The following is a 12,183-nucleotide window of genomic DNA, read 5'->3' as shown; positions in this document are numbered from 1 at the left end:
CGGCCCGGTGAGGCGTCAGTGGCCCGCGGCGGCCATCTCCTCGGCCAGGGCGGCGGCGAAGGCGTCCACGTCCTCCTCGGTCGTGTCGAACGCGCACATCCACCGCACCTCCCCGGTGGCCTCGTTCCAGGTGTAGAACCTGAACCGCTTGCGCAGCCGCTCGGCGACGTCCTTCGGCAGGACGGCGAACACGGCGTTGGCCTCGACCGTCCGGGCCAGCTCGACCCCGGGGATGCCGCCGACCGCCTCGGCCAGCCGCTGTCCCATGGTGTTGGCCCGCCGGGCGTTGCGCAGCCACAGGTCGCCCGACAGCAGCGCCTCGAACTGCACCGACACGAACCGCATCTTCGACGACAGCTGCATGAACGTCTTGCGCAGGTAGTCGACGCCGGTGGCCGTCTCGGGGTTGAGCACGACGACGGCCTCGCCGTACAGCAGGCCGATCTTCGTGCCGCCGAAGGAGAGCACGTCCACGCCCGCGTCGGTGGTCAGCGCGCGCATCGGCACGTCCAGCGCGGCGGCGGCGTTGGTCAGGCGGGAGCCGTCGAGGTGGACGAGCAGGCCCAGGTCGTGGGCGTGCGCGCAGATCTCGGCGATCTCGGCGGGCGTGTAGAGGGTGCCCCACTCGGTGGTGTTCGAGATCGACACCACCTTCGGCTGGGCCCGGTGCACGTCGCCGAAGCCCCACGCCTGCCGGTCGATCAGCTCGGGGGTGAGCTTGCCGTCCGGGGTGGGCACGGTCAGCAGCTTGATGCCGCCGGCCACCTCGGGCGCGCCGCCCTCGTCGGTGTTGATGTGGGCGCTCTCCGCGCAGATGACCGCCTCCCACTGCGCGGTCATGGCGCGCAGGGAGACGACGTTGGCGGCGGTGCCGTTGAACACCGGCCACGCCTGGGCGCGCTCGCCGAAGTGCCGCTTGAAGACGTCCTGAAGGGCGTCGGTGTAGACGTCGTCGCCGTAGGAGATCTGGTGTCCGCCGTTGGCCGAGGCGATGGCCTCGAGGATCTCGGGGTGTACCCCGGCGTAGTTGTCGCTGGCGAAGGACTTGAGCCGGGGGTCGTGCCGGGGGATCAAGAAGTGAGGTCCAATCTGGTGCCGTTGATCTCTGCGGCCGGGCGGTCGTAGAGGCCGCCGATGGCCGCCGCCAGGTCGTTGACGTCGGTGAAGCCGGAGAACTTCGCGCCGGGGCTGGCGGCCCGCATGGCGTCGTTCACCAGGGCCTTGACGACGAGGATGGTCGCCGCGCTGTGGGTGCCCCTCAGCGCGTCGGCCAGCGCGAGCGTCCACGCCTCCGCCGCCGCCTTGGCCGCCGCGTAGACGGCGCCACCGGCGCTCGGGCGCTCGGCCGCCTTGGCCGAGACGATCACGAAGCGGCCGTCGTCGCTGCGGCGCAGCAGCGGCTCGAAGGCCAGCGACACGTTCTGCAGGGTGCGGATCAGCAGGTCGTGCAGGAGGTCCCAGTCGTCGAGGCTGGTCTCGGCGAACGAGGAGGACGCGCGCCAGCCGCCGACCAGGTGCACCACGCCGTCCACGCGGCCGTGCTCGCCCTCGACGCCGTCGGCGAGAGCTTGTACGGCGGCGCGGTCGAGCAGGTCCACGTGCTGCTTGCCGACCTCGATCACAGTATGACCATTTTTCCGGAAATATCCGGAAACAGCCTCACCCGTGGGCCCTCCGGCCCCGGTAACCACAATGATCATGCTCGGAGTCCCTTAGTCGATTCGACCACATCGGCCAGCTTACGGCGCAGCGCCTCGTAGAACATGCTCAGGGGGAACTCGTCCGGCAGCACCGCGTCCACCTTGGCCTTCTGCTCCTCCGGCAGCGCCTGGATCCCCTTGGCCCAGGTCGAGGCCGGATGCGGCGCCACGTACGCGCTCACCAGCTCGTACGCCGCCAGCCAGTGCGCCAGCTTGGACCGGTCGATGCTGTCGCGATACAGCTTCTCGACCTCCCCCCGCAGGTCCGCCACCCCGTCGGCCACCCGCTCCCAGTCGATCGCGAGCCGGTTGTCCGTCCACCGCACGATGTCGTTGCGGTGCAGGTAGGCGAACAGCAGCTGCCCGCCGAGCCCGTCGTAGTTCCGCACCCGCTCCCCGGTGATCGGGAACCTGAACAGCCGGTCGAACAGGATCGCGTGCTGGACGTAGCGGGCGTGCGGCACTCCCCGCTCCGCCAGCTTCACGGCCTCACCGAACGCGGTCAGGTCGCAGCGCAGCTCCTCCAGCGAGTACAGCCAGTACGGCATCCGCTGCTTGATCATGAACGGGTCGAACGGCAGGTCGCCGTGGCTGTGCGTGCGGTCGTGCACCAGGTCCCACAGCACGAACGTGTCCTGCGCGAGCTGCTGCGACTCCAGCAGCCGGTCGGCGTCGGGCGGCAGGTCAAGCTTGAGCGTCTCGGTGGCGGCCCTGGAGACCCGCCTGAACCGGGCGGCCTCTCGGTCGGCGAAGATCCCGCCCCAGGTGAACCGCGCGGGCGCCTGCCGCACGGCGACCGTCTCGGGGAACAGCACGGCCGAGTGCGTGTCGTAGCCGGAGGTGAAGTCCTCGAACGCGATCGGCACGAACATCGGGTTGTCGTAGCCGCCCGCCTCCAGCTCCGCCAGCCAGTCCGGCCAGATCGTCCGGATCCAGACCGCTTCGAGGTTGCGGTTCGGGTTGCCGTTCTGCGTGTACATGGGGAACACCACGACGTGCTCCAGGCCGTCCTGGCGCTGGGTGTCGGGGTGGAAGCGGTCGAGCGAGCCGAGGAAGTCGGGCACGCCGAGGTCCTGCTCGGCCCACGTGGCGAGGTCGTCGCGGACGGCCTGGAGGTAGGCGGCGTCATGCGGGAAGTACGGCGCGATCTCGGCCACGCGGGCCCCGATCTCCGCCACCAGCTCCTTGCCCCGCTCCTTGCCCTCCGGCACCGAGCCGTCCTTGACCTGGAGCGGCCTGAGCTCCTCCACGGCCGCCTTGAGCCGGGCGAACAGCCTCGCCTTCGCCTCGTCGCGGGCCGCGCCGGCCCGCTCGTCGCCGGGGACGCGGGCGGCCCAGGTGATCACGTTCTCCCAGAGCCGGCGGTGGTCGTGGTCCTCGATGGAGTCGTCGCCGAACAGGTCGGAGTCGGCGAACACCACCACGCGCCCGCGGCCGTGCCGGACCGCCAGGGCCAGCGGCGCGCCCGCCGGGTCGGCCGCCGCCGAGGTGCTGAACAGCACGCTCGCCCCTTCGGCGGCCCCCTCGGCGGCCCCCTCGGCAGTCAGGGTGCCGGCTCGGTAGAAGCAGGCCGTCCGGACCCCGGCCAGCAGCCCGGAGTTCGTGGCACGTTCCCCCAGCACCCAGGTGGCCACGCCCCGGTGGGCGTGCTTCGGGTCGCGTACGGTGCCGTGCACGACGCGCACCCCGAACCGGGCGAGCAGCTCGTCGAGGTTGTTGCCGTACTTGTCCTGCTCCTCCTCGGCCAGCACCACCAGCCCGCCGCCGGAGGCCACGAAGGACTCGATGGCGTCCAGCTCGGCGGCGGTGAAGACGGGGCTGCCCTGCCCGGTGGTCCGCTCCCAGCGCTCCCCCGACGGGTGCGCGATCACCAGCACGTCCCGCTCCGCCAGGGCGGCGGCGTCGAGCGCGCCGGCCGTGTGGGCGGTGACCGTGTGCCCCAGGTGCCGCAGCAGCCCGGCCGCGCGGGCGTAGCTGTTGTCGTCGGGGTGGGCGGGGTTGATGGCCTCGGCCACCTCACGCCGGACGGTCCACGACTCGCTGTGGGCCTCGTCGAACAGCACTCGGGGAAACGCTCGCATGAAATATCTCCTGTATCTACCGCCTTATGCCGAAAAATATACACACAGGCCAGGCATGCATCGCCAATCCCTCCCGAATGGCGAGACGGTCAGGCGCCGGGCCGCACGACCCCGCTCTCGTACGCGAACACCACGGCCTGCGCCCGGTCGCGCAGCGACAGCTTCATCAGCACCCGGGCCACGTGCGTCTTGACCGTGGCCTCGCCCACGTACAGATCCCTGGCGATCTCCGCGTTGGTGAGGCCGCGCGCCAGCAGCCGCAGCACCTCCAGCTCGCGCGGCGTCAGCTCGGCCAGCGCGGGCGCCGGCCGCGGCTCGGCCCGCCCGGCGAACGTGGCTATCACGCGGCTCGTCACGGCCGGGTCGAGCAGCGCGTCGCCGGCGTGCACGACCCTGATCGCCTCGATGAGCTGCTCCGGCGGCGACACCTTCAGCAGGAACCCGCTGGTGCCGGCGCGCAGGGCGGCGTAGAGGTTCTCGTCGGTGTCGAACGTGGTCAGCGTGATGACCTTGGGCGGCGACGGGCTGTCGAGCAGCTCCCTGGCCGCCGCCAGCCCGTCGAGCCGGGGCATCGAGATGTCCATGAGGACGATGTCCGGCCGGGTGCGCCGGGCCACGGCGACGGCCTCGCGCCCGTCGGCCGCCTCGCCGACGACCTCCATGCCCGGGTCGCTCTCGACGACCATGCGCAACCCGGCCCTGACCATCGCCTGATCGTCCGCGATGACTATACGAATGCCCACACGCCGGAGGGTAGACGCCGGGTGCCCGCCTTGAACACCGCCCGTCCCCCGTGGCCAAGCCGGACACAAGTGAGTTCCAAGTCAGGACAGGCGGACGCTCTGCCTGATCCTCGCCTGGGTGGCGTCGTCGCAGGTGGCCTTGGCGCAGAAGTACATGATCAGCATGGTCTTGGGCTCGCGGTCGATGACGTAGCTCACGAAGGCGAGCCGGGTGCCGCTGGCGGGGTCGTGCAGGGTGCCGTCGAAGCGGGTGGCGGGGCTGTTGCCCGCCTGGTCCTGCACGGGTTTGCCGAGATCCACCTGGCCTGGCAGCAGGGCCTCCATCTTGGGCTTCATCAGCTCGGAGGTGCCGCTGGCGTCGAGGGTGTCGGAGACCTGGACGTACACGCCGGCGACGCTGTCGGGGTCGCCGTCGGTGACCTCCTTGATCTTCGACCAGTCGGCACCCGGGCCGGCCACGAACAGCTCCTCGAACTCGGCGGCGTGCGGCGAGGCCACCGCGAAGAGGTCCTGGTGGGTGCGTACCGTCCAGTCGCCCGGATACTCGAACGTGAGCGGCGCGGCGGCGCTGGTCTTGTAGTCGGTCCAGGTCTCGCCGCGGTTGTTCATGATGACGAACGCGACCAGCGCGAGCGCCGCGACGGCGGCCACCAGCGTGACGGCCACGATCGGGACCCGGCCCGGCCGCCCCTTGCCCACGGACGCCCGCGTCGGCTGCCCGGACACCCCGGCGGCGGCCGGAGGCCGCCCGAACGGGGAGGCGACCTGCGGGGGCGGCTGGGGCAGGGAGTGGGGACCGGAGCCCGGCCCCGGCAGGGAGTGCGGCCCTGAACCCGGGCCGGAGGAGGGCACGGCACGGGGGCCAGAACGCTGGACGGGGTAGGGCCCGGAGTGCGGGCTCTGGCTCGGACGGGGCACCAGGTGCGGACCCGAGCCGGGCCCGGCGTACGGGTCGTGCTGCGGGGCGCTGATCGCGTCGCGCAGCGCGGTCACGAACTCGGTGCACGTCGCGTAGCGCTGGTCGGGCGACTTGGCCAGCGCCCGCATCATCACGGCGTCGATCTCGGCCGGCAGCTCGGGCCGCAGCTGCGACAGCGGCGTGGGCTGCTCGGCCAGGTGGGCCCAGAGCAGCGCGATGTCGTTCTCGCGCTGGAACGGCAGCCGCGCCGACAGCGCCTCGTAGACGACGCAGGCCAGCGCGTACTGGTCGCAGCGGCCGTCGATGTGCTCCTTGTTGATCTGCTCGGGCGACATGTACCGGGGCGTGCCGATGAACTGGTCGGTCTGCGTCAGCCCCGAGATGGACGAGCGGTGCTTGGTGATGCCGAAGTCGGTCAGGTAGACGTGGTCCCCGGCCAGCAGGATGTTGGCCGGCTTGACGTCGCGGTGGATCAGGTCGTGCGCGTGGGCGGCGTCGAGCGCGGCGGCCACCTGGGCGAAGATCTGGTTCGCCTGGCCGAGCGGCAGCGGGCCGCGGTCGTAGATGAGCCGGCGCAGGTCGAGGCCGTCGACGTAGCGCATGGCGATGTACAGGACGCCGTCGGCGTCGGCGTTCGCCTCGTAGATCGGGATGATGTTGGGGTGCTCGATGCTGGCGACCGTCCTGGACTCCAGGATGAACCGCTGCCTGAACCGGTCGTCGACGCTGAGCACCGGGTTGAGGATCTTCAGCGCCACCCGGCGGCTCAACCTCGGGTCGAGTGCCAGGTAGACGACGGCCATGCCGCCCTTGCCGACGATGTCCTCGATGTAGTACCCGGCCACCTCCTGGCCGATGAGCGATCTTTCGTTCAATGGCATCACGTCTCGATGGGGTGGCCGCAGTAGCCGCAGAAGCGGTGCGCCGGTCCGAGCCTCATCCCGCACGAGGTGCAGTATTTGACTCCCGGGTCCGGCGCGGTCATCACCTGCTGCTGCTGCGGGACCACTTGGAACGGCTGGGACCGGCGTACGGCGACGGTCTGGTTGGCCCCGTCGTCGAACGATGGACCCGCCGCCAGCGGTTGCGGCAGTTCTGTCGGTTTCTCAGGAGTGCGGCGACGCCACAACAAATACGCTCCACCCGCGGCGGCTATGAAAAGTATCCCGGCCGCCAGGATGAACGGCCACAGCGGCGTGGACCCCGCCGGCCGGCTCGCCGCCTTCCTGGTGCCCTGGTCCTCCGGGCCGCCCCGCTTGGCCAGCGAGGTCTTCAGCAGCGCGGCGGCCACCACGTTGCCCGGGTAGAGCTCCAGCACGCGCTGGAAGCCGGGTGCGGCCTCGGTGTAGTACTTGGTGTGATAGCGGGTCAGCGCGGCCTCGAAAGCCGTGTCGATCGCGCCCCTGCGCGGCACCACCTTGGCGGCGGCCAGGATGCCGGTGATCTCCCTGACCCCGATCATCTTGCCGTCCTTGCCGCCTCCGACCAGCAGGCCGATCACGTGGCCGTCCTTGTCGCCGATCACCGGCGCGCCGACCAGGCCCTTGTCCGCCAGGCCGCCCAGCTTGACCGGCTCGTCCACCTTCTTCTCGGGGTCGGCGAACGGCCTGCCGCTCTCGCCCGCGGCGCCGCCCTTGGACAGGTGGGCGATCGCGACCGTGTGCGCGACGGTCGGGCCCGGCCGGCCCAGGAAGCCCGCCACGTTGGTGGGCGCGCCCTCCTGGTCGGGCACCTTGTCGGCGAGCGGTGCGGTCGGCATGCCGACGCCGCCCGCGACGGGGGTCACCGGCACCAGCACCGCCGGGCTGTCGGGGTCGGGACCGGCCTTGATGCACTTGACCTTGAAGCCCTCCGCGCTGGCCGGTGACACGTTGGGGAAGGCCGTGATCTCGGTGGTGACCTCGATGATGCAGGTGGCGGTGGCCGACTTGGGCGGGTAGCACGCCTGCAGGTGGCGGTTGAGCACGTCGTCGGAGAGCTTGTGCTTCTCGTAGTCGGCCGGGATCTTGACGTCGTGGTGCTCGGCGAAGATCTTGTTGGCCGCGTAGACGGCCACGTCGTCGGGGTTCACCGCCAGGCGCCTGAGCGCGACGATCGTGCCGTCGGGGCTGACGACGGTCCCGGTGCCCTGGCCGAACGGGATGTCGTAGGACCGCTCCACATGCTGGAGCTCGCCGACGTGGTCGAGCAGGGTGATCTCCACGTGGGACACGGCTTCCACGCGCACCAGGGCCGGGCTCACCAGGTCGGTGATCCCGCTCGGGTGCTCGTGCGCCGCGACCGGCATCGCGGCGAGCGCCAGTGCCACCGCGACGCCACCGGCAAGAGCTATGAGGCGCGCCATCTCCGCTCCAAACGCAGGACTAGGACCAGCGTCCCAATCACCTGCCGTAAGTCAATAGACCACTTCGTAGACAAGCGCTTGCTCGGGGACATAACGTACCTGAATGGGTTACACGATCGGCGTCGATGTCGGCGGTACCTTCACCGACGTGGTCGTTCGGGGCACGTCGGGCGCGCTGTCCGTAGCCAAATGTCTGAGCACCCACTACGACCCCATCGCGGGGATCGTCACCGGCGTTACGCGCGCGCTCGGCGACCGCGACCCGTCGCAGGTCACGCGGGTGGTGCACGCCACGACGCTGGCCACCAACGCGGTGCTCGAACGCAAAGGCGTACGTGTCGCCTATGTCACGACACAGGGCTTTCGCGCCGCCCTCCCGCTGGGCCGCTACGCCCGCGTCGAAGAGGACCGCTACGACCTCCGCTTCACCCCGCCCCCTCCCCCGGTCGCCCCGGGTGACTGCTTCGAGGTGGTGGAGCGGATCTCGGCCCGCGGCGACGTGCTGACCCCGCTGGACCCCGGTTCGGTACGCCGCGCCGCCGCCGAGATCGCCGCCCGCGGCATCGAGTCGGCGGCGGTCTGCCTCCTGCACTCCTACGCCAACCCCGCCCACGAACGGCAGGCGGCGGCGATACTGCGCGCGTCGATCCCCAACGTGGTGGTCTCGTCGGAGATCTGGCCGGAGATCCGCGAGTACGAGCGCGCCACCACCACGATCATCTCCGCCTACGTCGGCCCCTTGATGGCCTCCTACCTCACGCGGCTGCGGGAGCGGCTGGCCGAGCTCGGGATCCGCGCGCCCATCCACGTCATGGAGTCCAGCGGCGGGGTGATCTCCGCCGAGCTGGCCGCCCGGCGGGCGGTGGCCACGATCGAGTCGGGCCCGGCCGCGGGGGTGCTGGCGGCGGCCGGGGCCGGGTTCGCGGAGGCGATCTCGTTCGACATGGGCGGAACCACGGCCAAGACGTGCGTGGTGCGCGGCGGCCGGCCCGAGATCACGCACGAGTTCCACGTCGGCGGCAAGGGCAGCTTCGGCGGGCGGCGGGCGGGCACCGGCGTGCCGATCAAGACCCCGGCCATCGACCTGGCGGAGGTGGGCGCGGGCGGGGGCAGCGTGGCCTGGCTCGACCCGGCGGGCGCGCTGCGCGTCGGCCCGCACTCGGCCGGCTCCTCCCCCGGGCCCGCGTGCTACGGCCTGGGCGGCTCCGAGCCGACCGTCACGGACGCGAACCTCGTGCTCGGCTACCTGTCCTCGGCGTCGATCCCGCTGTCGCCCGCGCTGGCGGACAAGGCGCTGGACCGGCTGGCGGGGCCGCTCGGGGTGTCCAGGGAGGAGGCCGCGTACGCCGTGCACGAGATCGTCAGCGCCTCCATGGCCTCGGCGGTGCACGTGGTGACGGTGCAGCGCGGGATCGACCCGCGCGGCTTCGCCCTGGTGGCCTTCGGCGGCGCCGGGCCAATGCACGCGGCGCGGGTGGCGGAGCGGTTCGGGATCGGGACGGTGGTGGTCCCGGCGTACTGCGGGGTGGCCTCGGCGGCCGGGCTGCTGGCGGGGGCGCTGTCGACGGACCGCGTCCTGTCGCGCCTGGACGAGCCGGACCCCCCGGCCGTCTTCGACTCCCTGGCCGCGGAGGCGGCCGCCGACCTGGGCGTCTCGCTCACGTCGCCCGGCGTGCGGGTGCTGCGCTCCGTGGACGTGCGGTTCAAGGGGCAGTCCCACGATCTGACCGTGGACTGGGCCGGCGACCGGGACACGCTGGAGTCCCGCTTCTTCCGCAGGTACGCGGAGGTCTACGGGATCACCCAGCGAGGGGAGGTCGAGCTCGTGAGCTACCGCGTCCGCGTGACCACCCCCGCTGAGGAGGGCCCAGCCGAGGAGGGCCCGGCCGAGGAGAACGCGCCACCCGCCACCGGACCGCCTCCACACCGGCGGGGGGAGCCCGGGGCGCGGACGGCGTACTTCCCGGAGTGCGGGGGCCACACCGAGGTGCCCGTCCACACCAGGGACACCCTGCGCGGGGAGCTCCGGGGGCCGGCCGTCGTCGAGGACGACGAGTCCACGATCGTGGTGCCGCCCGGCTGGAGCGCCGCCCTGGCCGCCACCCGCGCCGTGCACCTCACCAGGAGCGGGGCATGACCGATCCGCTGACCGCCGAGGTGCTCAGGAACGCGCTGGTCGTGGCGGCGGAGGAGGCCAGCATCGTGGTGGTGCGCTCGGCGTACTCGACGTTCATCGTCGAGGGCTCCGACGCCTCGGCCGCCGTGCTCGACGCGCGGGGGCGCCTGATCGCCCACTCCATGGCCACCACGCTCATGAACAGCATGGCGCTCAAGATCGCCCTTCCCGAGCTGCTCGAGGACCATCCCCCGGACACGATGCGCCCCGGCGACGTGTACGCGCTCAACGACGCCTACCGCGGCGGCGTGCACACCAACGACCTGCTCGTCTACCGCCCCGTCTTCGTCGGCGGGAGCCCGGCGTACTTCACCGCCACCATGATCCACGTCTCCGACCTGGGCGGCCTCTCGGCCGGCGGCATGGCGCCGCTGGCCACGGACATCTTCCTGGAGGGCCTCCAGCTCCCCCCGGTGCGCCTGGCCACGAGCCAGGGCCTCGACCCGGCCGTCGAGGCGATCCTGAAGGCCAACAGCCGCACCCCGGACAAGGTCATGGGCGACGTGCGGGCGCTCGTGGCCGGGACGGCGGTGGCCGCCGCCCGGCTGGAGTCGCTGATCGCCGAGTACGGCGAGCGCGGCCTGGCCGAGGGCGTCGACGACTACCTGGACCACACGGAGGCCAGGACCCGCGCGGCCCTGGAGGAGCTGCCGCGGGGCCGGTTCGAGGCGGCGTACCCGATCGACGACGACGGCATCAACCCCGAAAAATCCCACTACATCCGGGTGGCCGTCACGCTCGGCGACCGGGCCGAGCTCGACTTCGCGGGCACCGACCCGCAGGTCCCGGCGGCCGTCAACGCCTCGGCCTCGCAGTCCCTGGCCGCCGCCGTCTTCGCGATCCGCTGCTTCCTCGACCCCACCATCCCCATGAACGACGGCTGCCTGCGGGCCATCGACGTGCACCTGCCCGAGGGCTCCCTGCTGAACGCCCGCTCCCCCTACCCGTGCGGCGGCCGGTACGTCCCCATCTACGCCGCCATGGAGGCCGTCTTCCAGGCCATGTCGGACGCGGTGCCCGAACGGGCCATCGCGGCCAGCGGGATCCTGCAGCCGTTCTCGATCGCGGCGGTCGGGGCGCCGTACTGGATCCACCTGTCGTACGACTTCGGCGGCGTGGGCGCGCGCCGGGGCCTGGACGGGCCGGACGCGACGGGCGTGCACTTCGGGATCGGCCGCAACTCGGTGCCGCAGGTAGAGCCGGTGGAGAGCCGCTGCCCGATGGTCGTGGAGTCCATCGAGACGATCCCGGACTCGGGCGGGCCGGGACGGCACCGGGGCGGGCTGGGCTCGCGGACGGTGTACCGGTTCCTGGCGGACTGCCACGTCACCACCCGGGGCGACCGGCTCCGGCTGGCCCCTCCGGGACGGGAGGGCGGGCTGCCGGGACGGCTCGGCGGGTTCTACCGGCGGCGGCTGGACGGGACGGTGGAGCGGCTGGCGTCCAAGGTGAACAACGTGCGGTTCGCGGCCGGGGAGGCGTTCATCGTCGAGACGACGGGAGGGGGCGGGCTGGGTCCGCCGGAGGAACGGGACCGGGAGGCGGTCGCCGCCGACCTGGACGCCGGGCGCGTGACGGCGCGAGGCGCGGCGGACGACTACGGTGTGGTTCAGTCGAGGTCGATCAGCTCGGCGGGATCGAAGCTGACGGGGTAGGGCTCCGACAGGGTGGCCGTGGTTCCGGACCTGTAGGCGGTGGGTTCCGTATAGGCATCGCCGTCGAGCTCGTAGACGTAGAGCGTCGGACCCTGGTCGGGCTCGACGCGCCAGTAGGCGGGGATGCCCGCCGCCGCGTAGGCCTCGCTCTTCAGCTTTCTGTCGGTGGCCTTGGTGCTCGGACTGACGACCTCCACGGCCAGCAGCACGTCATCCGGCCGGAACATGAGTTTCGCGGACCTCGCCGCAACTTTCGGGACGACCACGAGGTCGGGGATGTAGAAGTCGTTGTCGCTCGCACGCACGTTGACTGTGGACAGCACCTTCAGGTGCGGGGGCTTCGCTTCGTGCAGGATCATCTGCAGAGCGAAGATCACGTCCTGGTGCAGGGGGGTGGGGGCAGGGCTCACTACTAGGCTCCCGTTGAAGAGCTCGTAACGGAACCCGTCATCCGGGATCTCGAGCAGGTCATCGACGTTGAACGGCGCACTGCGCTCTCTGGCGTAGGCGGCGTGCCCTGTCGGTTCGATCGTCGCCATTGCGGTCACCTGCTCAGTATCGGGAG

At 71.6% G+C, this 12,183-nt stretch carries 9 protein-coding genes; 2 read left to right on the top strand and 7 right to left on the bottom strand.

Annotation, left to right across the window (positions count from 1 at the left end):
- Positions 1-15: 15 nt before the first annotated feature.
- The 6 genes from ACBJ59_RS05185 to ACBJ59_RS05160 form a co-directional block, all read right to left on the bottom strand.
- Positions 16-1,074 (bottom strand): threonine aldolase family protein, encoded by a 1,059-nt coding sequence (locus ACBJ59_RS05185; RefSeq protein ID WP_375109022.1) that lies wholly within the window; start codon positions 1,072-1,074, stop codon positions 16-18.
- On the bottom strand, positions 1,071-1,700 hold the full coding sequence (locus tag ACBJ59_RS05180; RefSeq protein WP_375109021.1) for an SDR family NAD(P)-dependent oxidoreductase: 630 nt from the start codon (positions 1,698-1,700) through the stop codon (positions 1,071-1,073). The genes ACBJ59_RS05185 and ACBJ59_RS05180 overlap by 4 nt, the downstream gene beginning before the upstream one ends.
- On the bottom strand, positions 1,697-3,781 hold the full coding sequence (locus ACBJ59_RS05175; protein ID WP_375109020.1) for a DUF6421 family protein: 2,085 nt from the start codon (positions 3,779-3,781) through the stop codon (positions 1,697-1,699). Before ACBJ59_RS05175 ends, ACBJ59_RS05180 begins: the two co-directional genes overlap by 4 nt.
- An 89-nt stretch (positions 3,782-3,870) precedes the next feature.
- A complete protein-coding gene (locus ACBJ59_RS05170) occupies positions 3,871-4,524 on the bottom strand; it encodes a response regulator (RefSeq protein WP_375109019.1) in 654 nt (217 codons plus the stop codon).
- Between the two features lie 81 nt (positions 4,525-4,605).
- Positions 4,606-6,324: a serine/threonine protein kinase gene (locus ACBJ59_RS05165; protein ID WP_375109018.1), complete on the bottom strand. Its 1,719-nt coding sequence runs from the start codon at positions 6,322-6,324 to the stop codon at positions 4,606-4,608.
- On the bottom strand, positions 6,324-7,787 hold the full coding sequence (locus ACBJ59_RS05160; protein ID WP_375109017.1) for a zinc ribbon domain-containing protein: 1,464 nt from the start codon (positions 7,785-7,787) through the stop codon (positions 6,324-6,326). Before ACBJ59_RS05160 ends, ACBJ59_RS05165 begins: the two co-directional genes overlap by 1 nt.
- 103 nt (positions 7,788-7,890) lie before the next feature.
- Between ACBJ59_RS05160 and ACBJ59_RS05155 the strand changes: the two genes are divergently transcribed.
- Entirely contained in the window at positions 7,891-9,924 is a 2,034-nt protein-coding gene (locus tag ACBJ59_RS05155; RefSeq protein WP_375109016.1) for a hydantoinase/oxoprolinase family protein, read from the top strand.
- On the top strand, positions 9,921-11,618 hold the full coding sequence (locus tag ACBJ59_RS05150) for a hydantoinase B/oxoprolinase family protein (RefSeq protein ID WP_375109015.1): 1,698 nt from the start codon (positions 9,921-9,923) through the stop codon (positions 11,616-11,618). The genes ACBJ59_RS05155 and ACBJ59_RS05150 overlap by 4 nt, the downstream gene beginning before the upstream one ends.
- Here the strand turns inward: ACBJ59_RS05150 and ACBJ59_RS05145 are convergent.
- Positions 11,573-12,157: a Uma2 family endonuclease gene (locus tag ACBJ59_RS05145; RefSeq protein ID WP_375109014.1), complete on the bottom strand. Its 585-nt coding sequence runs from the start codon at positions 12,155-12,157 to the stop codon at positions 11,573-11,575. The two genes, ACBJ59_RS05150 and ACBJ59_RS05145, sit on opposite strands and share 46 nt — an antisense overlap.
- Positions 12,158-12,183 lie beyond the last annotated feature (26 nt).

The organism is Nonomuraea sp. MTCD27 (assembly GCF_041950495.1).
Taxonomy (GTDB): domain Bacteria; phylum Actinomycetota; class Actinomycetes; order Streptosporangiales; family Streptosporangiaceae; genus Nonomuraea.
This window is presented reverse-complemented; position numbering and strand designations above follow the sequence as displayed.